General features: G+C 42.7%; 25 protein-coding genes and 2 riboswitches. Of the genes, 9 read left to right on the plus strand and 16 right to left on the minus strand.

Going from position 1 to position 26143, the window contains the following annotated elements; translation table 11 throughout:
• Window positions 1–14 precede the first annotated feature (14 nt).
• The 4 genes from V6D42_RS07530 to V6D42_RS07545 all read right to left on the minus strand — a co-directional run bounded on the left by V6D42_RS07530 (window position 15) and on the right by V6D42_RS07545 (window position 3943).
• A complete protein-coding gene (locus V6D42_RS07530) occupies window positions 15–644 on the minus strand; it encodes a methylthioribulose 1-phosphate dehydratase (RefSeq protein WP_333512796.1) in 630 nt (209 codons plus the stop codon).
• Window positions 602–1309, minus strand: a complete 708-nt coding sequence (gene mtnX / locus V6D42_RS07535) for a 2-hydroxy-3-keto-5-methylthiopentenyl-1-phosphate phosphatase (RefSeq protein ID WP_333512797.1) — start codon at window positions 1307–1309, stop codon at window positions 602–604. The genes V6D42_RS07530 and mtnX overlap by 43 nt, the downstream gene beginning before the upstream one ends.
• The gene (gene mtnW / locus V6D42_RS07540) at window positions 1306–2523 is read right to left on the minus strand and encodes a 2,3-diketo-5-methylthiopentyl-1-phosphate enolase (protein WP_333512798.1); all 1218 of its coding nucleotides are present in this window, start codon (window positions 2521–2523) and stop codon (window positions 1306–1308) included. The genes mtnX and mtnW overlap by 4 nt, the downstream gene beginning before the upstream one ends.
• 84 nt (window positions 2524–2607) lie before the next feature.
• A riboswitch (SAM riboswitch) is annotated at window positions 2608–2708 on the minus strand.
• A gap of 38 nt (window positions 2709–2746) precedes the next feature.
• A complete protein-coding gene (locus V6D42_RS07545) occupies window positions 2747–3943 on the minus strand; it encodes a pyridoxal phosphate-dependent aminotransferase (RefSeq protein ID WP_333512799.1) in 1197 nt (398 codons plus the stop codon).
• Window positions 3944–4036: 93 nt separating this feature from the next.
• Between V6D42_RS07545 and V6D42_RS07550 the strand changes: the two genes are divergently transcribed.
• The 3 genes from V6D42_RS07550 (at window position 4037) to mtnA (ending at window position 7422) form a co-directional block, all read left to right on the plus strand.
• On the plus strand, window positions 4037–4816 hold the full coding sequence (locus V6D42_RS07550) for a carbon-nitrogen family hydrolase (RefSeq protein WP_333512800.1): 780 nt from the start codon (window positions 4037–4039) through the stop codon (window positions 4814–4816).
• A gap of 83 nt (window positions 4817–4899) precedes the next feature.
• A riboswitch (SAM riboswitch) is annotated at window positions 4900–5054 on the plus strand.
• 105 nt (window positions 5055–5159) lie between these two features.
• Complete coding sequence (gene mtnK / locus V6D42_RS07555) at window positions 5160–6353, plus strand: S-methyl-5-thioribose kinase (protein ID WP_333512801.1); 1194 nt, start codon at window positions 5160–5162, stop codon at window positions 6351–6353.
• A 7-nt stretch (window positions 6354–6360) separates the two neighbouring features.
• Window positions 6361–7422 (plus strand): S-methyl-5-thioribose-1-phosphate isomerase, encoded by a 1062-nt coding sequence (gene mtnA / locus V6D42_RS07560; RefSeq protein ID WP_333512802.1) that lies wholly within the window; start codon window positions 6361–6363, stop codon window positions 7420–7422.
• 35 nt (window positions 7423–7457) lie between these two features.
• On the opposite strand, the gene V6D42_RS07565 is transcribed toward mtnA, so the two are convergent.
• From V6D42_RS07565 to V6D42_RS07575, 3 genes are all read right to left on the minus strand, one after another.
• Window positions 7458–7583 (minus strand): hypothetical protein, encoded by a 126-nt coding sequence (locus tag V6D42_RS07565; RefSeq protein WP_333512803.1) that lies wholly within the window; start codon window positions 7581–7583, stop codon window positions 7458–7460.
• 89 nt (window positions 7584–7672) lie between these two features.
• Entirely contained in the window at window positions 7673–8170 is a 498-nt protein-coding gene (locus V6D42_RS07570) for a methylated-DNA--[protein]-cysteine S-methyltransferase (protein ID WP_333512804.1), read from the minus strand.
• On the minus strand, window positions 8167–10380 hold the full coding sequence (locus tag V6D42_RS07575; protein WP_333512805.1) for a PAS domain S-box protein: 2214 nt from the start codon (window positions 10378–10380) through the stop codon (window positions 8167–8169). Before V6D42_RS07575 ends, V6D42_RS07570 begins: the two co-directional genes overlap by 4 nt.
• A gap of 253 nt (window positions 10381–10633) precedes the next feature.
• Between V6D42_RS07575 and V6D42_RS07580 the strand changes: the two genes are divergently transcribed.
• On the plus strand, window positions 10634–11656 hold the full coding sequence (locus V6D42_RS07580) for an acyltransferase family protein (protein ID WP_333512806.1): 1023 nt from the start codon (window positions 10634–10636) through the stop codon (window positions 11654–11656).
• Window positions 11657–11697: 41 nt separating this feature from the next.
• On the opposite strand, the gene V6D42_RS07585 is transcribed toward V6D42_RS07580, so the two are convergent.
• From V6D42_RS07585 to htpX, 4 genes are all read right to left on the minus strand, one after another.
• Window positions 11698–11868 (minus strand): hypothetical protein, encoded by a 171-nt coding sequence (locus V6D42_RS07585; protein ID WP_010333993.1) that lies wholly within the window; start codon window positions 11866–11868, stop codon window positions 11698–11700.
• Between the two features lie 2 nt (window positions 11869–11870).
• Window positions 11871–12026 (minus strand): hypothetical protein, encoded by a 156-nt coding sequence (locus V6D42_RS07590; protein WP_010333992.1) that lies wholly within the window; start codon window positions 12024–12026, stop codon window positions 11871–11873.
• A 155-nt stretch (window positions 12027–12181) separates the two neighbouring features.
• Window positions 12182–13531 carry a Ktr system potassium transporter KtrD gene (gene ktrD, locus V6D42_RS07595; protein ID WP_326202065.1) on the minus strand — a complete coding sequence of 450 codons (1350 nt, stop codon included), beginning with the start codon at window positions 13529–13531 and terminating at the stop codon, window positions 12182–12184.
• A 174-nt stretch (window positions 13532–13705) separates the two neighbouring features.
• The gene (htpX, locus tag V6D42_RS07600; protein WP_326129039.1) at window positions 13706–14602 is read right to left on the minus strand and encodes a protease HtpX; all 897 of its coding nucleotides are present in this window, start codon (window positions 14600–14602) and stop codon (window positions 13706–13708) included.
• 171 nt (window positions 14603–14773) lie between these two features.
• On the opposite strand from htpX, the gene V6D42_RS07605 reads away from it, so the two are divergent.
• Both V6D42_RS07605 and sspD read left to right on the plus strand, forming a co-directional pair.
• The gene (locus tag V6D42_RS07605; RefSeq protein WP_333512807.1) at window positions 14774–15475 is read left to right on the plus strand and encodes a DUF1836 domain-containing protein; all 702 of its coding nucleotides are present in this window, start codon (window positions 14774–14776) and stop codon (window positions 15473–15475) included.
• A 134-nt stretch (window positions 15476–15609) separates the two neighbouring features.
• Window positions 15610–15804, plus strand: a complete 195-nt coding sequence (sspD, locus tag V6D42_RS07610) for an acid-soluble spore protein SspD (protein ID WP_333512808.1) — start codon at window positions 15610–15612, stop codon at window positions 15802–15804.
• A gap of 10 nt (window positions 15805–15814) precedes the next feature.
• On the opposite strand, the gene V6D42_RS07615 is transcribed toward sspD, so the two are convergent.
• The 4 genes from V6D42_RS07615 to V6D42_RS07630 all read right to left on the minus strand — a co-directional run bounded on the left by V6D42_RS07615 (window position 15815) and on the right by V6D42_RS07630 (window position 19687).
• Window positions 15815–16951 (minus strand): anti-sigma-I factor RsgI family protein, encoded by a 1137-nt coding sequence (locus tag V6D42_RS07615; protein ID WP_333512809.1) that lies wholly within the window; start codon window positions 16949–16951, stop codon window positions 15815–15817.
• Window positions 16948–17703: an RNA polymerase sigma factor SigI gene (gene sigI / locus V6D42_RS07620; RefSeq protein WP_010333987.1), complete on the minus strand. Its 756-nt coding sequence runs from the start codon at window positions 17701–17703 to the stop codon at window positions 16948–16950. Before sigI ends, V6D42_RS07615 begins: the two co-directional genes overlap by 4 nt.
• A 263-nt stretch (window positions 17704–17966) precedes the next feature.
• On the minus strand, window positions 17967–18761 hold the full coding sequence (locus V6D42_RS07625) for a TerC family protein (protein WP_442893197.1): 795 nt from the start codon (window positions 18759–18761) through the stop codon (window positions 17967–17969).
• A gap of 257 nt (window positions 18762–19018) precedes the next feature.
• A complete protein-coding gene (locus tag V6D42_RS07630; RefSeq protein WP_326197152.1) occupies window positions 19019–19687 on the minus strand; it encodes a DedA family protein in 669 nt (222 codons plus the stop codon).
• A gap of 188 nt (window positions 19688–19875) precedes the next feature.
• Here V6D42_RS07630 and V6D42_RS07635 point away from each other — a divergent pair, with 188 nt between their 5' ends.
• The 3 genes from V6D42_RS07635 (at window position 19876) to V6D42_RS07645 (ending at window position 25092) form a co-directional block, all read left to right on the plus strand.
• On the plus strand, window positions 19876–22278 hold the full coding sequence (locus tag V6D42_RS07635) for a bifunctional diguanylate cyclase/phosphodiesterase (RefSeq protein WP_333512810.1): 2403 nt from the start codon (window positions 19876–19878) through the stop codon (window positions 22276–22278).
• Window positions 22279–22368: 90 nt separating this feature from the next.
• The gene (gene ku / locus V6D42_RS07640) at window positions 22369–23253 is read left to right on the plus strand and encodes a non-homologous end joining protein Ku (protein ID WP_442893198.1); all 885 of its coding nucleotides are present in this window, start codon (window positions 22369–22371) and stop codon (window positions 23251–23253) included.
• Window positions 23254–23256: 3 nt separating this feature from the next.
• A complete protein-coding gene (locus tag V6D42_RS07645; RefSeq protein WP_333512811.1) occupies window positions 23257–25092 on the plus strand; it encodes a DNA ligase D in 1836 nt (611 codons plus the stop codon).
• Between the two features lie 27 nt (window positions 25093–25119).
• Here the strand turns inward: V6D42_RS07645 and V6D42_RS07650 are convergent, their stop codons facing one another.
• On the minus strand, window positions 25120–26133 hold the full coding sequence (locus V6D42_RS07650) for a glycosyltransferase family 2 protein (RefSeq protein ID WP_333512812.1): 1014 nt from the start codon (window positions 26131–26133) through the stop codon (window positions 25120–25122).
• Between the last annotated feature and the right edge of the window lie 10 nt (window positions 26134–26143).

Consider the following 26143-nt stretch of genomic DNA (forward strand, 5'->3'; position numbering starts at 1 on the left):
TGCGGTTCCCCCTTTTATTTAACCAGCTGATGCTGGAGTGTTTTCAGTTTCAAATGATAGCTGAATAAAAATTCATATGCTTCAAGCACTCTTTTCGCTTCAAATGCTGTTCTTCCCCAAGCAGTAATGCCATGGTTCCGGATCAGGACAGCTCCTGAATCTCCAGTAACCTGATCCGCGAAAAGCGTTGCGAGAGTCGGAATATGAGCCGGATTTTCTATAATTGGAATGGATACTTCTGCATTCTCTTCCCACAGGCCAAGCGCTTTTATAATTTCTTGTCCTTTAAAAGTGATTTGTTTTTGATCTCCATACAGCTCTGAGATGACATTATTGTTTACCGTATGAATATGAAGACAGCATCCGGCTTTTGTTTTATTGTACAGGTGCGTATGCAAAAGCGTTTCCGCTGACGGTTTGAGATGATGTCCGCTTTCGGCAGGCTCTCCGTTCTGATCCACCAACAGGAAGTCTTCATCCGTTTCTTTTCGTTTATCTTTTCCGCTCGCCGTTACGAGAAATTGCAATGGCTCATCGGAAACCTTGATGGACAGGTTGCCGCTGGTCGCCGGAAACCAATCTCTTTCTGCCAATTCCCGTTTTACTTCGGCAAGTTCTCCCCAGCGCTCTTGTTTTGCAGCCATTTCTTTACCTCCGTTACGTCTTCAATTGCTTTCTTTATTTCATGAAAATCATGGTAAGGAATATGATTCAGATGATGCTCCTTGCATTCATTTAATAAATAATCCCTTGCAAAGCAAAGATCAGACAGCTTTGCCGCCTCCACGTCGGTAACGGAGTCACCGATCATGATGATGTATTGATCCGGCTCACAAAGCTCGTTAATAACAGTCGGCTTGCAGCACCCGCATTGATTGGTGCATGTGCCTTTGCAAGAATGAGGCCAATCAATATGAATGAATTCATTCTCAAATGACGCACGGTTGCAATAAATATGATCTTTCTCAACAATTCCTTCAAGCAGCGGATAGACAAAAAAGTCCATCCCCCCGCTTACAACATAAAACGGGAGTTCATGCTCATTAACAAATGCGACAAATTCCTGAAAGCCGTCCCGGATTTTTGCGTCTTCTATTACAAATCTCGTAATCTCCTCTTTTAAGCTGCTCGGCAGAAGGCCGAACATTCGTCCGACGCCTTCTTGGATCGACATTGTTTTGGAGAGCACACCGTCTTTTAACGCAGTCCACTCCGGCGGAGCGAATGTTTTCATAATGTTTATAATGTTGTCGTTCATCGTGATGGTTCCATCAAAATCACATATAATCAACGGTTTTTGAGACGTCATACGGTTTCAGCCTTTCCCCATTTATCAAGCGCAAGCTTCAAATCTTCGCATTGACCGGCTTTTTCTTCAATCGGCTGCGCCTCCAAAACCGCATCAATCATAGCTCTGAACGCTTTGCCCCCGCCTTGGGCGCCGTTTGGATGTCCGTGTATGCCTCCTCCGGCGTTAATAATATGATCAATGCCGAAATCACGCATTAAAAGCGGAACCATACCAGGGTGAATGCCAGCAGACGGAACGGCAAATGTCTGATTAAAGGCATCTTCTCTTACGCATTCTTCATGAATCGCCAGCGCGTCTTCTCTCGGAAGCGCAACAGAACCGTATGGAGAAGGAAACAGACTGAAGTCAGCGCCGCAATATCGGTTTAATTTTCCGAGCAAAAGGGCATGGGAGAACCCATAAAACGGCGAGGACGTGAATGCCCCGCTGACTGCAGGGTGCGCCATAATGGGGATTGATACGTCCGGATCTTCCGCAAGGCTTTGCATGACGTCCAAACCGTAAGAGAAGACATTAAATAAAAGCGTATCCGCTCCCAATTCAGCGGCGCGTCTTGCTTTATCTTTAAGCTCAGCCGTTCTTCCAGTCAAATTCACTGCATACAGCGTTTTATGGCCGGTCTGCTCGTATGTTTCTTTCAACATTTGTTTTCCCTCTGTAATTCTTGTTTCAAAAGGTGCTAAACCCGTCTCAAAGAAAATTTCATCGTCTTTGATTAAGTCAACCCCGCCCAGCGCCTGCTGCCTGAGCTGTTCTTTAATATCACTCAGGTCCCTTCCGATGACCCCTTTAAAAATGCTCATTAACAGCGGTCTTTCAAACTCTCCAAGCATTTTCCGGATGCCGTATACGCCAAACTTCGGTCCCGGAAGTGTACGCTTAAACGCTTCGGAAAATTCGAGATCTACTAATTTGATTTTTCCGTCCAGCGACAGCTTGCCAAACACAGTTGTCAGCAATGCCGGAATATCCTGTGAAAAATTTACCTCGGGATAAGCAATTGTGATGACCGCTTGTTTTCCTGATGTAAGATGTCCCTCTCTCTCCTCGACCTTCACAACCCGTCCCTTATGCTTTTGCATCTGCTCCTGCTTCACCAAAGGCAGATCAGTCCAAGAGCCCACCGTCAACCCTGTTGCGATTTGTTCTGCTTTTTTCACCGTGTCGGCTCCCGGATCGGTCAGGAGATATGTTGCTAATAATTCACTCATGCCAGAGCTCCTTTCATTTTTTAACCCATATAAAAAACCTCTTCAAACAGCAATGCGTCTAAAGAGGTTTCGTTTCTCGTCCGAATCTTATCTCTCAGCCGCCAGCTGCAAGAATTAGCACCGTGCTTTACAAGTCGGTTGCCGGGCTTCATCGGGCTCGTCCCTCTGCCTGCTCTTGATAAGAAAATATAGATTTTATAAATTATTTTGAATTATCCCACCGTTAAAGAATCTTGTCAATGCTTTTTTGGGTAAACAGGTTCAGTTTGCCAATTCGGTAAGCTGCTTCTTTGAGCCTAGCTTCACTCGTTAAGAGCCCCACTCTGACATACCCTTCTCCATATTCACCAAAGCCGTTTCCAGCTGCCACCGCCACATTCGCTTTTTCAAGCAAGAGATCTGAGAATTGCTCAGAGCTATAGCCTTCAGGCACCGGCAGCCACGCAAAAAATGAACCCGACGGTGCTGTTACATCCCAGCCGATTTCCCGGCATGCTGCTATCCAAGTGTTGCGCCTGCTTTCATATCGGGCATTTTGCTCCGCTACGCAAGTCTGCTCAGATAGGAGTGCCGTCTCAGCAGCCTGCTGGGTTGCTCTGAAAAGACTGACAAACATATGGTCTTGATAAAGATTGATCGCTTCTATGACCGAGGCATTTCCAACTGCAAAACCGACCCGCCAGCCCGCCATATTATATGTTTTGGACAGTGTGTAAATTTCAATTCCGATATCCTTAGCGCCTTCAGTCTGCAAAAAACTTAAAGGCTTGTGTCCGTCAAAGCCCACTGCCCCGTAGGCAAAATCATGGACCACACAGATTTCATTTTCTTTCGCAAAACTCACCGTTTCTTCAAAAAATTCTGCGGTAGCGACGGCTCCTGTCGGATTATTCGGATAATTCAAGTACATCAATTTCGCTTGTTCTCTTATGTCAGCGGGAATGCTTGCGTATTCAGGAAGAAATGCTTTCTCCTTAGTGAGCGGCATCATTTCCATTTTCGCTTTCGCAAGCGTGACACCGGACCAATAATCCGGATAACCGGGATCAGGAACCAAAATTGTATCCCCAGGATTTAGCAGGCATTGCGGCAGCTCGACAAGACCGGCTTTCCCGCCGAATAATACGGCTACTTCAGTTTCCGGATCAAGCTGAACGCCGTATTCTCTGTTATAAAATGCCGCTGCTGCTGATTTTAGACTGTGCGAACCTCGGAATGATGAGTATTTATGATTTTCGGGCTGAGCAACGGCTTGCTTCATTTCCTCCACGATATGCTCGGGCGTCGGCTGATCGGGATTCCCCTGCCCCAAATTAATGACATCATGTCCTTCTTTCAGCTTTCGATTCACTTTCTGCACTAGAGAAGCAAAGAATTGTTTAGGCAGTTCCTGCAGCACTTGAGAATGTTCAAATTTCATCTGTTTTCACCTTCTAAAAAAATCTTGAAATGATAGTCCAGTATCATATATGGTTAAATGAAAAAAGTAAAGAAAAATATGGGGTGTTAAAAATTGAAATGGACCATATCTTGCCTTCAATTTGATATTTCGTACGGAAAACCTTCTGAAAATATAAAAAAGGCTGAACATTTAATCGAAAAAGAGAGTAAACATGCTGATGTTCTTGTTCTCCCTGAATTATGGACGACCGGTTACGACCTTGCCAATCTTGATCAGCTTGCTGATGAAGACGGGCACACTGCTCAAAGCTGGCTGCAAAGAACCGCAAAAAAACACGGGGTTCATATTATCGCAGGATCTGTTGCTGTCAGAAAGGGTTCTGATGTTTATAATACAATGTTCATCGCAGATAAGGAAGGACGAATCATTAAAGAGTACAGCAAAGCCCATCTTTTTCAGCTGATGGATGAGCATGTATATTTATCAGCAGGTTCCGAGGACGGATACTTCGAGCTTGATGGCGTCAAAAGTTCAGGATTGATCTGTTATGATATCCGTTTTCCGGAATGGATCAGAAAACATACGACAAAAGGCGCTAACGTGCTGTTCATTTCTGCGGAATGGCCTCTGCCCCGCCTTGATCATTGGAAAAGCCTGCTTATTGCTCGGGCCATTGAAAATCAATGCTTTGTCGCTGCCTGCAATTGCACAGGAGCTAATCCCGATCATGAATTCGCCGGGCACAGCCTGATTATTGACCCTTGGGGACGTATATTGGCAGAGGGCGGCCGAGAAGAAGGCATTGTCAGAGCGGAAATTGACCTTCAAGAAAGCGTTGAGGTACGGAGGAAAATCCCTGTTTTCGATGATATCAGAAAAGATTTATATTAAAAAATATATTGACAATTAAAACACTCACCTGTTACTATGTTCATCAACTGATAAATTAGAATTGTTTAACAAGTGAATATATTCTCTTATCGAGAGTTGGGCGAGGGATTGGCCTTTTGACCCCAACAGCAACCGACCGTAATTCCATTGTGAAATGGGGCGCATTTTCATGGCGCCGAGACTGTGGTCTCGTAAGGCACGGTGCTAATTCCATCAGATCTGATCTGAGAGATAAGAGAGGCGGGACATGAATGTTAAGCCTCCTTCTCTCTGAGAAGGAGGCTTTTTTACGGCCATTCTGCGGCACACATATCAAGATGTTACATAATTGGAGGGAATGACGATGGCAGTCACAAAAACACCTTTATACGAAACGTTAAATGAAAGCTCAGCTGTCGCCCTGGCGGTGAAACTCGGCTTGTTTCAAAGCAAAAGCACGCTGACATGCCAGGAAATCGGCGATGGAAATTTAAACTACGTCTTTCATATTTATGACCAAGAAAATGACAGGGCTTTGATTATTAAACAGGCGGTTCCTTATGCAAAAGTTGTCGGGGAAAGCTGGCCACTTACAATCGATCGGGCAAGAATTGAAAGCAGCGCACTGATTCGTCAGGGTGAGCACGTCCCTCACCTCGTACCGAGAGTTTACTATTCAGATACTGAATTGGCGGTCACGGTCATGGAGGATCTTTCACATCTGAAGATCGCTAGAAAAGGACTTCTTGAAGGTGAAAATTATCCAAACCTGTCACGAGACATTGGAGAATTTTTAGGAAAAACGCTATTTTACTCTTCTGATTACGCACTTGAGCCAAAGGTGAAAAAACAGCTTGTTAAACAGTTTACAAACCCTGAGCTCTGCGATATTACCGAAAGACTTGTATTTACAGATCCTTTCTTCGATCATGATACAAATGAATTTGAGGAAGAGCTTCGTCCATATGTTGAAAAGCTTTGGAAAAATGACAAGGTCAAAGTTGAAGCCGCTAAGCTGAAAAAGTCATTTTTAACATCTGCCGAAACCCTGATTCATGGCGATCTGCATACAGGAAGCATTTTTGCCAGCGAGCTTGAGACAAAGGTGATTGATCCTGAATTCGCTTTTTACGGACCAATCGGCTTTGATGTAGGCCAATTTATCGCCAACTTATTGTTAAATGCACTCAGCCGTGACGGTGCTGATCGAGAGCCGTTATATAACCATATAAAACAAGTTTGGAACACGTTTCAAACAACATTCAGTGAAGCCTGGGAGAAAAACAGCCTCGATGTGTATGCCAAAATCGAAGGTTATCTCGCTGATACACTCAGCCATATTTTTGAAGAGGCAATTGGGTTTGCCGGCTGCGAACTGATACGCCGCACCATCGGCCTTGCCCATGTGGCAGATCTGGAAACAATCGTACCGTTTGATAAGCGAATTGAAAGAAAACGGCTGGCGCTGGAAACCGGTGCTGCCTTCATCGAAAAACGTTCACAATTAAAAACCATAACGGATGTTATTGAATGTTTTAAGTTACTTGTAAAGGAATGATTCAACCATGACCAATTCATTTGCTGTTCCGCGTTCTGTTGAATGGAAAGAAACATCCATTAAGATTTTAAATCAGCAAAAGCTTCCTGATGTCACGGAATATTTGGAGCTGACAACAAAAGAAGAAGTATTTGACGCGATTGTCTCACTAAAAGTGAGAGGAGCCCCGGCGATCGGCATTACGGCAGCATTTGGGCTCGCGCTGGCGGCAAAAGACATCGAAACTGATAATGTGGCGGATTTCCGCCGCGAATTGGATCATATCAAAAATGATTTGAACAGTTCAAGGCCGACTGCGATCAATTTATCATGGGCGCTCGAAAGACTGAGTCATTCAATTCAAAACGCCATTTCTGTAAATGAAGCAAAAACCAACCTTGTCCATGAAGCGATTCAGATTCAAGTCGAGGATGAAGAAACGTGCCGGATGATCGGCCAAAACGCGCTTCAGCTTTTCAAAAAAGGCGACCGGATTATGACAATCTGCAATGCCGGTTCTATCGCGACAAGCCGCTATGGAACCGCACTTGCCCCGTTTTATTTGGCCAAACAAAAGGATTTGGGGCTTCATATTTATGCTTGTGAAACCAGACCGGTTCTTCAAGGTTCACGGCTTACTGCTTGGGAGCTGATGCAGGGCGGTATTGACGTCACTCTGATTACGGACAGTATGGCAGCCCATACGATGAAAGAAAAACAAATTTCTGCCGTCATCGTCGGCGCCGACCGAATTGCAAGGAACGGAGATACTGCGAATAAAATTGGCACTTACGGGCTTGCTATTTTAGCAAACGCCTTCGATATTCCGTTTTTTGTAGCAGCACCATTATCTACTTTTGACACAAAAGTAAAAAGCGGGGCTGATATCCCGATAGAGGAACGGGATCCTGATGAAGTCAGGACCATTTCCGGCGTCCGGACCGCTCCGGCTGAAGTGCCTGTCTTTAATCCTGCTTTTGATATTACACCTCACCATCTTATTTCTGGGATCATTACTGAAAAAGGGATTATGACTGGTTCCTATGAAGAAGAAATTGAAAAGCTGTTCACAGGCGAAAAGGTTCATTAAAAAACCGCTGAAGACTTTGCTCATAAAGGGCCGAGTCAGCGGTTTTTTTGTTTACTCATATTCATATTGATCATTTCATCTTTTTGAGCGCTGGATAAGATATGCAGTTTCACAAGCAGTTCGGCAAAAATGGCAATTTTCTCAGAGCGGCTCGGCTTCAATTGCTTTGTCCTCCTCTTTCATCAGACCAACTTTTTTAACTTAGTAAAATCATATGTCGGCAGCGAAAAAAGGGAACGTGCCATATGTTTTATTTTTCTTTGTAGGAGATTTGCTCGATGCTAAGCAAATAAGCTTTGATGTCAGTTTTGCTTCCGGCATACCCTGTTAACGTGCTGTTTTTGCCGATCACTCTGTGGCATGGGACAAATATCGGCAGGTCATTTCGTTTATTTGCCTGCCCGACAGCACGTACCGCTTTCGGACTGCCTACCGCAACGGCGATATCAGCATAGCTTCGTGATTCGCCATATGGAATCATGGCAAGCGTCTCCCATACTTTTTGCTGAAAAGGCGTGCCCTTTTGGCTCAATGGCAGTGAGAATGTCCTTCTTTCCCCCGCAAAATATTCGTGAAGCTGCTTTTTCGCTTCTGCCAAAAATGCAGTCTCCAACTGCTCCGCACCCTCAACAGATTCTTTCCACTCGATCAAATCTTCCTTACTGAGAAAGAGACGGGTGATGCGGCCTTCTTCCTCGACAATCGCGAGTTCCCCGAGCGGCGTTTCCGCTATCGTATAGTAATTCATTCGTCTAGCCTTCTTTCTTCAAAATTCTGCCTGACGGGCAGTGTAAGATGGAAAACAGTTCCCTTTCCTTCTTCACTTTCCACCATTATTTTGCCTTGATGTTCTTCAATGATTTTATAGCTTACCATAAGCCCGAGCCCAGTTCCCCGTTCCTTTGTTGTATAAAACGGTTCTCCGAGACGCTTTAATTTATCCTCTGTGATTCCGACTCCTTCGTCTTTTAAAGATATTAAAATATGATGTTGATCCGCTTTTTTGATTGTCACATAAATATTGCCGCCGTCAGGCATGACTTCAATGGCGTTCTTTAATATATTGATAAAAACCTGTTTCAGCTGATTCGGTTCACAGTATATCGGCGGAATGTCGCCGGCTAAATCCAGATGCATTTGTACGTTGCTGAGATTGGCTTGCGCGTTAAGAAGGTCTAATGTGTCTTTCATAATTTGTGTCACATGTTTCTCCTCATACATGATAGCCTGGGGCTTGGCTAATATTAAAAACTCTGTGATGATGGATTCAATGCGCTTTAATTCTGAGGTGATAACGTTGAAGTAAAGAGAATAGTCTCCCTCCACACTTCCTTTCAGGAGCTGAATGAAGCCTTTCAGGGCTGTCATTGGATTTCTAATTTCGTGAGCGATGCCGGCAGCGAGTTCTCCAACCACATGGAGGGTATCAGATTTGCGAAGGCGTTCTTCCAGTTCTTTTCGCTCTGTGACATCTTTAAAGATAGCCAGGTTCATATTTTGAATAATATTTCGTTTAAATGAAAATTCTAGTTTTCTATTATCATTGCTGCTTAGCAAGAATGGGATTTCATTATCCATTTCATCGAAATTAATCTGCCTTGCCGGCGATGCCAAATTTTCTATTTCATAGGAAGATATAATATCAAGCAGGCTGTGTCTTTTTAGCTCTTCATGCGGCAGGCCCAAAATATCACTCGCTAACGGGTTGGCGTCGATGATTCGGTACTGATTGTCGAATAATACGTTGCCGTCCATTGAACCGTTGAACACTTTTCTGAATTTGAGCTCGCTTTCCCGAAGCTCCTTTTCCATCCGCTTTCGGTCACTGACATTTCTTAGAATTGTTAAGTGCTGGTTTTCAAGTATTGTCCGCTTTGAAGTAAATTCAAGCTCTTTGAACTGCCCGTTTCCCATTTGAAACAGCATCTCTTCTCTGATCTCACCGTATTTTGCATATTTTCTCTTCGTCATGCTGTATTTCTTCGAGTCCACGAGAAAATCACACAGCTTTCTTTTTAACAGCAAATTCATCGGCAGCTCAAAAATTTTACAGGCTGACTGATTGGCCTTAACGATTCTTCCGTCATTCGACCAGATGATAATGGCATCCATGGCGTTTTCAAAAATTTCTCTGAAGCGCTCCTCACTTTTAAATAGCTGGAGCTCCATGGATCTCTTCTCTGTGATATCCCGCATAATCGACATATAAAAACCGCTGATGATGTTAGACGTAATCGTAAATTCAAACAGCTTCTGATCTCCTGAACGAAGCCTGACAGGCAGCTCGCCCTTTGCTTTTCCCTTTCGATAGAGCGTGTGCCAAATGTTATCGAAATCTTTTCGTGAGCCGCTGTCTATAAATTGATACAGCGACAAATGTGACAGCTCATTCTGATCGATTTCAAAGCTTTTGCAAAAGGATAGATTGGCATCAATAAAGCCGCCGTCTTTATCAAATAGAACGATTCCGTCGACGGCTCTGTCAAACAAGTCCTTAAAAAGCTGTTCATTCATGGAAAATTCCCGCTCCAGAATTTTCTTAGAAGAAATATCTCTCATAACGACAAAAAAGAAATCTTCGCCAATCCCTCTTTTGGCAAGAAACTCAATATATTTTGTCGCTCCGCTGTCCAGCCGGATTGGAACCTCCTTCCACAGAAAACCTTTCTTAAAAAACTTCTTCACGGAAAGGTCCAGCTCATCCTTTGGAATAGAAAACAAAAAATCAATAACGGAACGCTCTTTCAAACCTTCCGCATCCACTTGAAGCATCCTCGCTGTTGCTTCATTTGCCTGCACGATTTTCATTTCATTATCACATATAAAAATAGCATCGAGCGTATTGTTCACAATCACTTGATGCTGATGTAATTCCTTTTTCAGCCGATCATTTTCTTGTTTGAGGCGCTTCAGTTCCTCTTTCAGACCTGAATTTGTCTCGACATTGAGAGTTTCCATGCGTAAACACTCCTTCTTCAAAACCTATCCCTCAATATTTCTACAAATTGCATGAACTTCCTTCATTCGCCCTATACATTTCAGAAAATTTCAGCGTCATTACATAAAGAAGACATTTTCAACGATCCTTACCGTCACTTTACATCGTCCTAACAATCAGCCATTTTTTCAAATCCTTTTTGATCTTTTATTTTAAAATAAATACCAACAGGGAATAATCTTTTAGTGACTGATTTAAAGAGAAGGTGATGCTATGAATAAATCGCGAGACAGTTATTTTGACAATGCAAAATTTTTATTGATATTCCTTGTTGTATTCGGTCATATTCTTCGATCTTTTATTCATGATAACAATTTTATGCTCTACCTCTACAAGTTCATTTACACGTTCCACATGCCTGCCTTTATTCTTGTATCCGGTTATTTTGCCAAAGGTTTTAAACGTGCCGGATATGTGAAAAAGCTGGCGGTTAAGCTGATTATTCCATATTTGATTTTCCAAAGCATCTATTCCGTCTTTTATTACATTATTCAAGACGAAAGCATGACAAGTGTGAATCCGATTGATCCGCAATGGTCATTATGGTTTCTGGTAAGCTTATTTTTCTGGAATATCCTGCTCTATCCTTTTTCAAAGCTTTCTAAGCAGTGGGCGCTGTTTGTCAGCTGCGGAATCGCGGTGTTGATCGGCTATCTCGACTTTGTCAGCAGCACACTGAGCCTCTCCCGGACATTTGTATTCTTGCCGATGTTCCTTGTTGGGTTTTATTTGAATAAACATCACTTTGATTTACTGAGATCAAAACGAGGCAAACAGATTGCGCTCGGTGTTCTCGCTGCCGTATTTGTCATCTGTTGGGGCGTCGACTTTGACTATTCATGGCTGTTCGGCTCTAAGCCGTACTCATCATTTGGCGATGTCACCTTAGCTAGCGGACTTTCCCGGATCAGTTGGTATGTACTTGCCTTTGCGGCAACCTTCAGCTTTTTAGCGCTTGTTCCGCAAAAACGCTTTTTCTTTACAAAGTGGGGAACAAGGACATTTTACGTATACCTGCTCCACGGGTTTATCATTAAAACACTCCGGCAGGTCGGGCTTGAGGATGGACTCACCGACTATCAAAACTTAGTCATCCTGCTGCTCTTAACCGCTGCCCTTACCTCCATTCTCTCAAGCAATTTCGTCAAAACGGTTGCTCAGCCGTTCATTGAACTGAGAATGACAGGCTTGCTGCAGCTAGTCAGAGGAAACAGCAAAAATGCCTATTTAAAATAGAAAAACACCTCTTAAGCGGCATTCCGCCTAAGAGGTGTTTTTTATTTTTGTTTTTTCTCTTTTTTCTTTTTCGGCTTTGTTATTTCAAGAGTTTCAATTATTTTCCCAGCGTTGTAATCCCCGAGCTCACTTGAGAATTCTTCCTCAAGCACCTTCTTATTCATCGGCTTTTTATGATTTTGCATATCTTTGCTATGCTGGTTCTTTTTCATGATCACGCGCCTCCTTGCTGACCTTGTTTGGAATTGCGATTGGCCCCACGGAAATTCGGGTCGTCGTGATATTGAGTCTTATATGCATTTCTGTCCATACTCTCAGTCGGTGTATTGTTGTTTTTTATGGCTTCATTGACCTCAGCTTTACGTTTCACAGAAATCCTCCTCGCCAGTTTTTCAATTTTTTATTTCGCTTGAAAATGCAAGACCAGCTAATCAACTGCAGCTGTTTATGTTAGGATCTCCAACTGGTGCCGGGTCACACATCTTTTTTTTGGCAATAAAGAACACCGCCAGATGCGGTGTTTAATTATCCAATAATGACTCTTTCCTTCGGATAATGGTAATTTGCTTCAATTTCTTTTCTTCCGATCAGATAAAGGAAGGTCAATATTCCGATCCGTCCGATAAACATGACGATCATAATGACACATTTTCCCACGTTGCTCAAATCAGCTGTAATGCCGAGGGACAGACCGGTCGTTCCAAAGGCCGAACATACCTCAAACAAGAGCTCCAGCAGAGAATGCTTTTCTGTTATCGTAAGGATCAGTGTCGCTCCAAAAACGAGCAAAATCGCCATCATTGTGACAACAAGAGACTTCATCAAATCTGCTGGGTGCAGCTCCCGTTTGAATACTTTTACCGCTTTATTGCCGCGGGCAAAATGAAACAGCGCAAGCAGGTTCAAAGCAAACGTTGTTGTCCTTATGCCTCCTCCGACTGAGCTTGGTGAGGCACCGATAAACATCAGCGCACACATAAAAAACAGCGTGGGATCCGACAGCTGGCTGATATCAATTGTTGCAAGCCCTCCGCTTCGAGTAGCTGTTGATTGAAACAAGGAGAGAAACAAAATATCGTGCCATGCTTTTCCCGCAAACGAGTGGCTTGCTTCCAGCGCATAGATGCCAATGGCGCCAAACACTACGAGTGAGCCAAACATAATCGTCGTGATTTTTGTAAAAAGCGTAAACGGATATCTCCGATGCTTTGAAAACAAGAAGTCCTTTACTTCGACAAGCACCGGAAAGCCAATCGCTCCGAATATGATCAAAAGCATCGTAATAAACTGCACAAAATAATCATGGCGGAACGGAACCATAGAATTTCCTGTTATATCAAACCCGCCATTTGTGGTTGCACTGACACTTGCAAAAAACCCGTGTAAATAAGCTTCCTGAAAGGAATCATAGTAGGTTAAAAAATAAGTGCCAAGTATGATTCCTCCAAAAAATTCAATCAACAATATAAGGAATAGAACCTGCTTCATTAAATTGACAATTCCTGAAAACTGGGATTGGTTTTGGTCTACCATAATCAATTTCCGTTCTTTAAGGCCGATTCTTTTTCCCATGATCAGCCAAATAAATGTGCCGAGCGTCATAATTCCGATTCCGCCAAATTGCAGAACAAATGCCAAAATAAAAATGCCTGTAGTGCTGAATGTATCAGCTGTATCAACAACCGTCAGCCCCGTGACGCTGACTGAACTGACAGCCGTAAAAAGTGCGTCAATAAAAGTCCAATCCGCTCCCTGCTTATGGGCAGCAGGCAGACTCAGCAATATCAGGGCCACAGTTACTGCGAGAAAATAATATAATGCAATCAGCTGGGCCGGAGATAATGCCTGTATCAATTTTCCAAGCTTTAATCTCATGTGAAATCCTTCTGCCTCTCCATTTAAAGTACGGTAATTATTCTAAAGATATTAGTTCCATTTTTAAAGGCTTTTGCGAAACATTTTCTTAACTTGCATATTTTTTTATTATTTTAGTCAAAGTGAAACAGAAAAAAAACCTCTGAGGGTTCTCAGAGGAATGATGTTTTGATTTTATTTAGCTTCTAACCGTCTGATTCTTTCATCTAAATCAGGGTGAGTAGAGAAGAGCGATGAACGCTTCTTGCCATTAATCTTTAGCGTTTGGACAGCTGTCTGATCTTCTTCCATGATGCGGGAAGAATAGCTCTTAAGCGTTCGAAGAGCATGAATCATCTTATCCTTGCCGGCAAGATCAGCTCCTCCCCGGTCAGCATGGAATTCACGGTGGCGTGAATACGCAAAAACAACGAGGCTTCCGAGAATGGAAAAGACAATTTGAAACACAATCATTGCGATAAAATGAACAATCGGCGCAAGATCTTCCTTAACAAAGCGGCTCGCGATCCACGCAGCGATACGTGATAAAAAGACGACAAAGGTATTCACAATTCCTTGTAAAAGCGTCATTGTCACCATATCACCATTTGCAATATGCGCAACCTCATGGGCAAGCACGCCTTCAACCGCAGCGTCATCCATTTGGTCAAGCAGACCTGATGACACAGCGACAAGAGAGCGGCGTTTTGAAGGACCAGTCGCAAACGCGTTCACTTCGGATGAGCGGTAAATTCCGACCTCCGGCATCTTCGTTAAGCCGGCAGAGCGGCTTAATCTATAAACACGGTCAACCAATTGCTGCTCTTCATAGCTAAGTGTATGTTTCTCCGGATTCAGCACTCTGACACCCATCATTGTTTTTGCCATCCATCTGGACATCGCAAGAGACATAAAGGAACCGACAAAACCGACGACTAAACTGAATACAAGAAGAGCAATAGGATCTATACCGCCATCAGCTGTAAAGTACGTCCCAACTCCAGTGACAGAGCTTATGACAGATAAAACAATTCCGATTGTTGTAAGCACCAAAATATTCGTTAAAATAAACAGAAAAATTCTTTTCGCCATAATAACCTCCGTTATTTTTAAGATCAAAAGAACTTGTATATTTAAATTATAAAACATCTGTTTGAAAATGCAAGGATTTAGACGTATGATGTTAATGTATTGCTGACGCTTTAATAGTGCATTTATACATAAAGATTATATCCGCGTCAAATTGTCTTGAAGAGGTGAACAATGAATATTTTTAAACTCACTCGAATTGAGATGGTACGGCTGCTCTATTCCCTTAAAGGCCTGGGAGACATTAGCCCGCTCGACATCCTCGTCAAATCAGCGAATATGCCAGCGGAAGAAGCTGCAAGCCATCTTCAGATTCCGGAATTTCTTACAAGATATGAACGAAGAAAACAGAAAAAAGAATACGGTCTGTCTACCAACGAAATCGTTGAGCTTGGCAATTTATGCGAGCTGACGTCGTTAAAGTCAACCGCGATTCAAAATTGGGTGAAACGCGATATCAAAGATCTCATTGGCCATCCTGAGCTGGGTAAAAAGTATTCAGTTGAACAGGCAGTGATCCTTTTAATTGTACGTGACCTAAAATCCATTTATGACTTTGAACACATACGAGCTATCTTAAAAGTTGCTTTTAACACCATCTCAGACAGATCTGATGATGTCATCAGCCCGTTAGCTTACTACGAAAGCTGCGCGCATGTGCTGCATGCCATCCATCACCAAGACACTCCTTCCATGAAGGATTCAAATCTCCAGCAGATCGTCGAACAGGAAACGGACCTTATCCGTCACCATTTTGAAGAGCTGAGTGACGCTCAATGGGTCAAAATCAGGAAGATTATTGCCATTACAGTTCTCTCCATTTTGACGTTCCATATTCAGGCGACCGCGAACAAAATGACCGCAGATATCCTATAATCAGGATGTACCCCCGGCAGGTTGCCGGGGGGTTGTTTATTCCCCCACAACAATTGCCAGCATAAATAAACCCCGTACATTTCAAACTAAATACGCGTTAAGAATTTCTTACGAGAAAAAGGAGATGAAAAAAGATGGCGAGCAGAAATAAACTCGTTGTTCCAGGGGTGGAGCAGGCACTAGACCAATTTAAACTTGAAGTGGCTCAAGAATTCGGTGTGAACCTTGATTCTGATACAGTTTCACGTGCAAACGGCTCTGTAGGCGGGGAAATGACAAAGCGTCTGGTTCAGCAAGCACAATCACAGCTAAATGGCACAAATAAATAAACTCAGGACTCTATTCGCCGGGGGCACTCGGCGAATCTTCAGTTTGAGCTGATTCATTATTGCTGCTGTAGCTATTTGGGTTACGGTGGTAAGAAGCATTATCCCGATTAGATGAGGAATGACCCTTTCCTTTTTCACCGTTATTCCAATTTTTTTGATTCTTGCTATTCTGTTCACCATTGTCTTCTTCTTCATTTCCGTTATCTTGAGGATCTTGTGTAGGGGTTTGCTCAGTATCCCCATCTTTTTCAGTTTTCGTGTTTTCATCTGATTCCTTTACGTCTTTATTCAGTTCACTATCGTCATTCTGCGTGTCTGTTGTATCTTCTTTCTCTGAGTCCGTATCATCCAGCTGTTCATTTTCTCCTTGTTTGCTGTCCTGATCATCTGTTTGATCCGTGTTTTCTTCCTCGCTGCCGGTATTTTTTTGATCCTCTTCCCCGGATTTTTGAGAATCTTCGTTTGGATCTTTCACGTTATTCTTTTCATTTGATTTTATGTAGCTGCCTGTTGATACGCCTTCCTTTTTTGCTTTTTCTCTCGTTTTCATATCGGTTTCGAGAGATTCCATGCGGTATGTCGTTTTATATTTTTCCGTTACATCATTCAGCTGTTTTTTTACTCCTGATTTATATGTATCGTCATCCGAATTTTCATAAACAGTGGAAATCAATATTTCTTTCGATTCCTTTACATATCCATGCTCGCTGCAATCCGTAATAATATCGTCTATCACCTTTTTAAAATCAGTCTCCTCCCAATCATCGATGTCACTGATAACCTTCTTGCCGTCATCATTGAGGGGCGTCAGTTCAATCACTTCGTAATCGCTGTTTAACGCCATTTCGAAGCTTGGATTGATATCAATTGTCATATACGCATAGGCCTTGTCATTAGAGAAAACGGGGAGAATAATAAAAATAAAAAGCATAATAGCAGTCATCGTAAAAATCCCCATTTTGAAAGGGCGCAGTCTTAAAAAATCAAAAAAGCTGGCCCTTCTGCCCATGCGTGTCTCACTCGGGAGCATGATTTCTTCTCCGATTTCATATGTTTGGCGATCATTTTTTGCTTTTAAAAATTGTCCGTCAGGGGTCAGCAACGTGACGAATTTTTTATTTTTCTCGACTATGATCCCTCTTCTCATGAGTGCAGCACCCCTTTAAGATAATCTTTTAAATAAATATAATCACCAGTAATGATAATGCACATTGCAATGATATATTTTCTGTTTCGCTCAATCGTTTTTCTGCTTACTGAAACGAGCTGTTCGAGCTGTTTAACAGGAAGCTGTTTCTTCGTATAAAGAATCGCAGCTAATTCTTCATGCTCTACTAGGGTGAGCGCCACCTTTATGGCGTTTTGCCTTGCGTCCGCATGCTTTGGAGAATGTTCAAGCAGCTCTTGAAATGAAAGACCGTAGTCTTTGAGCTGCTTTTGAAAATACAGGATTTCCTCACGCCTCTGTTCCTGTTCTATTTGGCGGCGGTATTCATCAATAGAAAGCTCGGCTTCAATCAGGCTTTGTGAGGATTCCTGATCGTCACCCTCCTGTAAATCCATATTAATATTTTGAGCGGTTCTTGCTTCTTTTCTAATGTAATCAATAACTTTTCTTTTTATAATAAGCTCTGCGAATGCGAGCAGCGAATTTCCTTTTTCAGGTGAGTATTTTTCAATAGCTTCGTTAAATGCAATCAGTCCGATGCTAAACTCATCGTCTTTTTCATCTATATATCGTTTACAAACGGATGAAACCGTCTTTGCGATAAATGGCTTATACTGCTGTATCAACTCGTTTTGCAGATCTTTATTGCCTTTTTGTATACTTTCAACAGCTTTTTCAAGCGTTTGCTTCTTTTTTCCCAATTTAAACAAAAGGCTAAGCACTGGTTTCACCTCAGTTCCTCCCTATAACTACTCATTAATGATAGCTAATTTGATAGGGAATCGCAAAGGAGAAAAAGAAATATTGATTTCCAATGTCTCAATTGTGACAATACATTCTCACGTACTATACAGGATTTCGTGCCCTTAAAGAGAATTTTGGGGGTTTTATAAGAGGTTTTTGTAACAAAGCTGTTATAAAAATGTTATTTTATTTCGTCCGTGAAAACGCTTCAAACATGAAAAGACTCTGCTTTTCAACAGAGTCTTTATGGTTAAGCCCTTTCTTGGCTTCTGTTATTTTGTTCGTTTTGTGCGTCTTCCGTCTGTTTTTTTGAGCCTGACATAAACCAGCCACAAACTGCGATCGCCGCTAAGACAACCCAGAAAATCAGCTTCCATGTCCCTGAATGAATAAAGTGCGAGGAAACAATAGCTATGTCATCATGTGCGAGTGTATATAAAGCAAGCTTTACTCCGACCCATCCGACAATTACAAAAGCTGCTGTTTCTAGGCTTGGACGTTCCTTTAAAAGCTTAACAAACATCGAAGCCGCAAAACGCATAATCACCAGCCCGATAATGCCTCCGGCCAAAATAATGAGGAATTGTCCTCCATCAAGTCCGCCGATCTTCGGAAGTGAAGTTCCAGGCAGCGTAACCGCCAGAGCGACTGCTGCTAAGATGGAGTCTACCGCAAAAGCAATATCTGCCAGCTCAACCTTTAATACAGTCGGCCAAAATCCGCTTTGCTTCGTCACCTTATGATTGTCTTCTTTCTTAAATACATATCTTTTGAGCAAGTGGCTTGCTGCAATATACAGCAAGTAGATCGCGCCAATGGCTTGAACCTGCCATACATTGACCAAAAAAGAAATAGCGAATAAAGAACCAAATCTCAGAACAAAGGCGCCTGCCAGCCCGTAAAACAATGCCTTCTTTCTTTGCTCCTCCGGCAGATGTTTTACCATAACCGCCATCACTAAAGCGTTATCGGCGGCTAAAATACCTTCCAGCCCGATCAAGACGAGAAGAACCCAACCATACTCCAATAATAATGCTGCATCCATAAATGATACCCTCCCAAAAAAGTTGTTTTCTTTCTCTTCATCCGATCTTATGCCGGCCGGACATGCAAAAAAGACCTTTGCCGACATAAGGCAAAGGTCTTGCTAGACATGAATTCAGGCATGCCAACAAAGCCGATGGATATCACTATCCATGAAATGACGACTTTGTTTCCGGAAACATTCCGGACGCTACTCCCCTTTGGGATTTCAAGAAATATCATATTATAAGTCAATGATATGCGGAGCGAGCTTATTTGTCAACGCTTATTTTTTAAAAAAACTGAAAAATGTTCAGACTGCATTCGTTTTTTCCTCTTCTTTATCACTAAATAGAGAACAAACAAGATCAAAATGGCGATTCCGATCGGAAGCATATATTGGTCTAGAATAGAGCCAACGTCTTTCCAATTTTCTCCGAGCTTCACGCCGAGATATACGTAAACAAATGTAATTGGCAGCATGGCTATAAATGTATAAAGAGAAAACACCCAGACATTCATTTTTGCGATGCCGCACGGTATGGAAATCAGGGTGCGGACCCCCGGCAGGAAGCGGCCGCTGAAAGCGACAAAACCGCCATGTTTTTTAAAAAATTCATCCGATTTGTCAAGAGCCTCAGGCTTTATAAAGAGATACTTTCCGAAACGTTCAAGAAACGGCCTGCCTCCATAACGCCCGATCCAATACAGGGTGAGCGGACCGGCGACTCCTCCTAATGATCCTGCCAGAACAGCGCCGGCAAGCGTCATGTCACCTTTCGATACCCAATAACCCGCAAGCGGAAGAACAATTTCAGCCGGTATAAATTCAATACAGAGCGCCAGAAAAATTCCGAAATAAGATAAGCTTTTAAATGCTTCTATCCAGGACATAACCAATTCTTCGATCATCTTCACTTCCCTTTTCCCTGATCTATGTATACACATTTTTGTTTTAGCTCAAAACATCAAAATGATTTTAACATATTTTTGACGGTCAGCAGAACTAAAAACAGAGAATCTTCATTCCAAACGTTTTTCTGACAATTTCTCTAGGCATATAGACTGAAATTCTTTAGCTGGCAGCCGATATTAAGGAGAGTCAACCAGACTGGAACACACGGGGGAATCTCCATATGGAATTACACGTAACATATAATACAACACTCATATGTTTATCTATTCTTATTGCTTGTGCAGCATCTTTCACCTCCCTTGAACTATCAAGAAAAGTCACCATTCATACAGGATTAAAAAGCAAGGTGTGGCTGATTGCAGGCTCTTTCATCATGGGCTTTGGGATTTGGTCCATGCATTTTATCGGAATGATGGCTGTTCATACGGAGGTACCGATGCGTTATGAACTGGTGCCTTTAGTTGCTTCGATTGCAGCTGCTGTTTCTGGATCATTTGTTTCTTTATATATTGTCAGCCGGTATATGCTTACCTTTTACAGGCTGCTTACAGGATCGGTGATGCTGGGTGCATCGATTTCATCTATGCATTATATCGGAATGTCTTCCATTTCCCGGGTAATGATGATATATGAACCGCTGCTTTTTACATTTTCCATTGTCATTGCCATTGCAGCATCTTTCATCTCACTAAAGATTTTCTTTGACTTGTCCATGAAAAAACCTGCAGACCATTTGCTGATTTATAAAATAATCAGTGCCTTAATAATGGGAATTGGCATTTCGGGTATGCATTATACAGGAATGATGGCCGCTACATTTTATAAAGATAGTGCACCTCCCGACCACCATATGGAAGTCCATACATTCGATTGGTCTATTCTGATTGCCTTAATCATCTTCTGTATTCAAACGTTATTATTATTCAGTTCCCATGCCGATCGAAAATTCATGAAACAAAATGAACGCATGAAGGATAATGAACAGCGGTTTCAATCTTTAATTATTCACAATATTGATGCGATCTTTATCCTGTCATTAAAAGGAGATATTATTTCTTCTAACCATGCTGGTGAGGATATGATGAATAACTTCGGCCTAAACCATCAAAATTGGTATCACTATATGCCGACAAAAATCAATGCGCTTTTTAAGCAGGTCAAGAGCGAAAAACAAGCCATTAACAGCGATACCACTCTTATGACGGACAAAGGCCAGTTTCATATGAATATTACGTTTATACCTGTTGAGGTTAATCAAGAACTGGACAGCATATATGTCATCTGTAAAGATGTCACAAAACAGTACAGAGCCGAAAAAAAGATCCATAGAATGGCTCATTACGACTCACTTACAGATTTACCCAACAGAAGACATGCGATCTCCCACCTAACAAAGATCTTGAACCGCGAGAATGCCCTGGATTATAACACCGTGGTATTTTTCTTAGATTTAAATCGATTTAAAGTGATAAATGATGCATTAGGCCACAATGTCGGCGATCAGCTGCTCCAGCTCGCGGCTAAACGGCTTTCATCTGTTATACCAGATAATGGGTTTATCGCGCGGCTTGGGGGTGATGAATTCATTATTATTTTGACTGACGCCAATACCGGAACGGATGAAGCAGACATTTTGGCTAAAAAAATCATTCAGCAATTCAAAAAGCCATTTAAAATTCAGGACCACACACTGATTACATCCGTCAGCATCGGTATTGCGATTTCTCCAAAAGACGGAACAGACGGCCCTGAATTGATGAAAAAGGCAGATATGGCAATGTATGCGGCCAAAGAGCGAAACAAAAGCAAATACAGATACTACTCTTTTTCAATCGGCAATAAAGAAACCGTCAAGCTTAATCAAGAAATGGAGCTGAGGGAAGCGATTGATAACAAGAGATTTGTCTTGCATTATCAGCCGCAATTCAGTTCAAAAGATCAGAAAATGACAGGTGCTGAAGCGCTCATACGCCTTGTCACTCCTGACGGCAATCTGCGTCCGCCTGGAGAATTCATCGGTGTTGCCGAAGAAACCGGCCTTATTATTGATATCGGAAAGTGGATTATTGATGAGGCGTGCCGGCAGGCAAAAGTGTGGCACGACAAAGGATTTGATCTTTCTGTCGCCATTAATATTTCCGCCAGACAGTTTCAATCAGAGGAACTGATTCCGCTCATAAAGAATACCCTTTTTAAATACAGGCTTCCCCCTCGCCTTCTAGAAGTTGAAGTAACAGAAAGCATGACCATGGATAATCTAGACCACTCCAAAAAGGTTCTATCTTCTTTAACCAAATTAGGCATCAGAATCAGCATTGACGATTTTGGCACGGGGCACAGTTCTCTAAGCTATCTAAAGGATTTTCCGATTCACAGACTGAAAATCGATAAATCATTCATCGATGATATTCAGACTCATCCGAAATCAGAACAAATTACCGGCGCCATTATTGCCATGGGCCATCAGCTGTCTTTACAAGTCATTGCCGAAGGCGTAGAAAACTCCGGCCAAAAACAGCTGCTTGACGAAAAAGGTTGTGACCATTTACAGGGCTTCTTTTTCAGCAGACCGATACCGCCGGAACAGCTTGAACACTTGATATTAAACCAGCCGCCGCGTTAACAGCGCCGGCTGTTTTTTATACCCATAAGTTACTACACATGAATCACCCCTCATACCTCCACAATAATGAAAAAAAGGTGGTTCATCGATATGCATACAATGTGGAAGGGATCCATCAGCTTCGGTTTGGTGAATATCCCCATCAAGCTTTATGCCGCCACAGAAGATAAAGACATTAAGCTGCGAAGTCTTCATAAAGAAGATCATGCGCCAATTAAATATGAAAAAATATGCACGAACTGTGAAAAAACGCTCAGTCCTGATGAAATTGTGAAGGGATATGAATACGTAAAAGGAAAATATATCGTGCTGACTGATGAAGATTTAAAAAGCTTAAAGCAGGAGCATGAAGAGAAAGCGGTTGAAATTGTCGATTTTGTTCAACTGCAGGAAATAGACCCGATATATTTTAACCGTTCCTATTATGTCGGACCCGGTGATAACGGCACAAAAGCCTATACCCTTCTTCGCGAGGCGCTTCGATCCACCGGAAAGATCGGGATTGCCAATATGACGATCAGGTCGAAACAGCAGCTTGCCATTCTCCGCGTATATGAAAATTGCATCGTAATGGAATCCATTCATTATCCCGATGAGGTAAGAAGCGCTGCCCACGTACCAGGAGTGCCTGATCAATCAAATGTAAATGATAAAGAACTGCAGACCGCCATTACGTTGATAGATGAGCTGACAACTGAATTTCAGCCAGAACAATATGAGGACACGTATCGAAAAGCCTTGCTGCAAAGAGTCAATGATAAGCTGGAAAATAAAGAAACAGCCGTCACTCCTGACAAAGCGCCTCCTCGTGAGGATGTGATCGACCTGGTCAGCGCACTTCAAGCCAGCATCGATCGAACCAAAAGGCCGAATCGGGAAAAACCAGCGGCAGCACCAGCCGAAGGCGGAGAACCGAAAGGAGCCGGAGAAAAAAAGCAGAAAACCACTAGAAAAAAAGTCTCCGGCACATCATAGCCAATGGCGTTTACCATGCAGCCCGTCCTTACTTCTTCACCTCCAAAAGGAGCGGAATGGCGTTACGAAGTAAAATATGACGGGTTTCGCTGTATTCTCCGCATTAATCCGTCAGGTGTGACATTAACGAGCAGAAATGGTTTAGAGCTTAACAGTACCTTCCCTGAAATTTCCAAGTTCGCCGAAACTGCTGTTCAGCATATAAAAAAGGAACTTCCGTTAACACTTGATGGAGAAATCGTGTTTTTGGCGAATCCATTCCGTTCAGATTTTGAACATATTCAAGTGCGGGGACGCTTGAAAAGGCCGGATAAGATACAGGAATCCGCAAACTCTCGGCCTTGCTGCTTTCTCGCATTTGACCTTTTGGAACGAAGCGGACAAGATGTATCCACTCATTCCTATATTGACCGAAAAACATCGCTGCATGAGCTGATGTCTGCTGCAAGGCTCCCGGCTGAGCCAGATCCTTACGCAAAGGAAACCATTCAGTATATCCCCTCCCACCAGCACTTCGATCCAATTTGGGAGAAGGTAATAAAGTATGACGGAGAGGGAATTGTAGCGAAAAAAATCAACAGCAAATGGATCGAAAAAAAACGGTCATCTGATTGGCTGAAATACAAAAACTTTAAACATGCCGATGTTTGTATCACAGGATTTAATCCTCACAATGGATTTCTGACGGTTTCTGTGTTAAAAAACGGTATAATGACGCCTGTCGCCTCTGTATCACACGGAATGAGCGAGGAAGAAAAAAATGCCATACGCGCAATTATGGAACAGCACGGACAAAAAACATCATCAGGTGAATACACACTCGAACCATCGATCTGCGCTACTGTTCAGTACTTAACGATTTTACAAGGCACGCTAAGAGAGGTTTCGTTTGTCAAATTTCAATTTCATATGGACTGGACCGACTGCACCTTTGCACAGCTCGTGCGCCGCTCAAAGCCGGTTCATCCAAAACTGCAGTTTACAAGCTTGGATAAAATCATATTTGAAAAGCATAAAAAAACAAAAGAAGATTTCATCCAGTATATGATTGAAATCAGCGACTATCTGTTCCCGTTTCTCAAAGATCGTGCTGTCACGGTTATTCGCTATCCGCACGGATCAAGGGGTGAATCCTTTTTCCAAAAAAATAAGCCCGATTATACGCCGGACTTTGTCCAATCCTTTTTTGACGGGAGCCATGAACATGTGGTCTGTAAGGACCTGTCCACCTTATTGTGGCTTGCCAATCAGCTCGCTTTGGAGTTACATGTCCCTTTTCAAACGATTGCAAGCAGGAGGCCGGCAGAGATTGTCATTGATTTAGATCCCCCGTCCCGAGATGACTTTCTAATGGCTGTTCAGGCTGCAAATGAACTTAAACAGCTTTTCGAATCCTTCGGCATCACATCGTATCCGAAGCTTTCCGGCAACAAGGGAATTCAGCTTTACATTCCCTTGTCACCAGAAGCATTTACGTACGAGGACACACGCCAATTTACACAGCTGATTGCCGAATATTGTACCAATGCATTTCCGGAGCTATTTACAACCGAACGCTTGATCAAAAACAGGCATGGAAAATTGTATCTCGATTATTTGCAGCATGCTGAAGGAAAAACGATTATCTGTCCCTATTCCACCAGGGGAAACGAGCTTGGCACCGTAGCGGCACCGCTCTATTGGCACGAGGTGCAGCCATCTTTGACACCGGCGATGTATACAATCGATACCGTCGTTGACCGGGTCAAGAAACACGGATGCCCGTTTTATGAATTTTACCGCAATCCGCAGGATGAACCTCTTGCCGCTATTTTGAATCAGCTGAAGAAAAAGAGCTGACTTATTCGGTCAGCTCTTTGTGTTATTTTAACTGTATTTTTTCTCCAATTGCTCACTTTCCTGCCGCTGCAGCGGGCTCAAGGGCTCATTATACAAATCGATATCAACCGCATATTTCGGCCGTCTTTTCACCTCAGAAAAAATCGTTCCGATATATTCGCCGATAATCCCGATTCCCATGAGCTGCAACCCGCCCAGAAACCAAATGGAGATGATGAGAGACGCCCAGCCTGCATTTGTGTGTCCGAGCATTTTTTGAATAACTGCGCCAACCCCCGCCATGGCGCTTACCAAAAATAATAGAAAACCCAAAAGCGTAAAAAAGCGAATCGGGGCCACGCTGAAGGATGTGATTCCGTTAAAAGCGAATGAAAGCATCTTTTTCAGCGGATATTTCGTTTTACCGGCAAAACGTTCTTTGCGGTCATACAAGACTTCGGCTGATCTGAAGCCGATCATAGGAACGATGCCCCTTAAAAACAAATTGGCTTCCGGATAGCGCGCGAGTTCTTCAAGCGCCCTTTTATTCATTAAACGAAAATCGGCATGATTGTAAATTAACTTAATCCCAAGCTTATTCATGAGCCGGTAAAACCCTGTAGCCGTCGTGCGCTTGAAAAAGGTGTCGGTTTTCCGGCATCGGCGTACGCCGTAAACAATTTCAAAACCATCGTGATATTTCAGCATAAATTCCCTGATAACAGAGATATCATCCTGCAGATCGGCATCAATCGAAATCACGCAGTCTGATTTTTGCTTTGCTTTATGCAGACCTGCTAAAAGCGCTTTTTGATGTCCGACATTGCAGGCTAATTTTAATCCGGTTACCTTCTTGTTTTTCACGCTTTCCATGGCAATCAAAGACCAGGTGCGGTCTTTGCTGCCGTCATCAACAAATAAAATTTTACTGTCTTCTGATATCATTTTTTCTTCCATTAAGCTGTTTACAACCTCCGTCAGCTGACGGCTTGTCTCTTTAAATACTTCCTCTTCATTGAAACACGGAACGACGATGGTTAACACTGGCTGTGGCTGTTTCAATCGATATCCT

Origin of the sequence: Bacillus sp. 0909A (genome assembly GCF_036765115.1) — a bacterium.
GTDB lineage: Bacteria > Bacillota > Bacilli > Bacillales > Bacillaceae > Bacillus > Bacillus mojavensis.

Bases quoted from the DNA above. Each gene is read 5' to 3' on its own strand.
- V6D42_RS07530 (WP_333512796.1), bottom strand. From the start codon at position 644: ATGGCTGCAAAACAAGAGCGCTGGGGAGAACTTGCCGAAGTAAAACGG.
- mtnX (WP_333512797.1), bottom strand. From the start codon at position 1,309: ATGACGTCTCAAAAACCGTTGATTATATGTGATTTTGATGGAACCATC.
- mtnW (WP_333512798.1), bottom strand. From the start codon at position 2,523: ATGAGTGAATTATTAGCAACATATCTCCTGACCGATCCGGGAGCCGAC.
- V6D42_RS07545 (WP_333512799.1), bottom strand. From the start codon at position 3,943: ATGAAATTTGAACATTCTCAAGTGCTGCAGGAACTGCCTAAACAATTC.
- mtnK (WP_333512801.1), top strand. From the start codon at position 5,160: ATGGCAGTCACAAAAACACCTTTATACGAAACGTTAAATGAAAGCTCA.
- mtnA (WP_333512802.1), top strand. From the start codon at position 6,361: ATGACCAATTCATTTGCTGTTCCGCGTTCTGTTGAATGGAAAGAAACA.
- V6D42_RS07570 (WP_333512804.1), bottom strand. From the start codon at position 8,170: ATGAATTACTATACGATAGCGGAAACGCCGCTCGGGGAACTCGCGATT.
- V6D42_RS07575 (WP_333512805.1), bottom strand. From the start codon at position 10,380: ATGGAAACTCTCAATGTCGAGACAAATTCAGGTCTGAAAGAGGAACTG.
- V6D42_RS07580 (WP_333512806.1), top strand. From the start codon at position 10,634: ATGAATAAATCGCGAGACAGTTATTTTGACAATGCAAAATTTTTATTG.
- V6D42_RS07585 (WP_010333993.1), bottom strand. From the start codon at position 11,868: ATGAAAAAGAACCAGCATAGCAAAGATATGCAAAATCATAAAAAGCCG.
- ktrD (WP_326202065.1), bottom strand. From the start codon at position 13,531: ATGAGATTAAAGCTTGGAAAATTGATACAGGCATTATCTCCGGCCCAG.
- htpX (WP_326129039.1), bottom strand. From the start codon at position 14,602: ATGGCGAAAAGAATTTTTCTGTTTATTTTAACGAATATTTTGGTGCTT.
- V6D42_RS07605 (WP_333512807.1), top strand. From the start codon at position 14,774: ATGAATATTTTTAAACTCACTCGAATTGAGATGGTACGGCTGCTCTAT.
- sspD (WP_333512808.1), top strand. From the start codon at position 15,610: ATGGCGAGCAGAAATAAACTCGTTGTTCCAGGGGTGGAGCAGGCACTA.
- V6D42_RS07615 (WP_333512809.1), bottom strand. From the start codon at position 16,951: ATGAGAAGAGGGATCATAGTCGAGAAAAATAAAAAATTCGTCACGTTG.
- V6D42_RS07625 (WP_442893197.1), bottom strand. From the start codon at position 18,761: ATGGATGCAGCATTATTATTGGAGTATGGTTGGGTTCTTCTCGTCTTG.
- V6D42_RS07630 (WP_326197152.1), bottom strand. From the start codon at position 19,687: ATGTGTATACATAGATCAGGGAAAAGGGAAGTGAAGATGATCGAAGAA.
- V6D42_RS07635 (WP_333512810.1), top strand. From the start codon at position 19,876: ATGGAATTACACGTAACATATAATACAACACTCATATGTTTATCTATT.
- ku (WP_442893198.1), top strand. From the start codon at position 22,369: ATGCATACAATGTGGAAGGGATCCATCAGCTTCGGTTTGGTGAATATC.
- V6D42_RS07645 (WP_333512811.1), top strand. From the start codon at position 23,257: ATGGCGTTTACCATGCAGCCCGTCCTTACTTCTTCACCTCCAAAAGGA.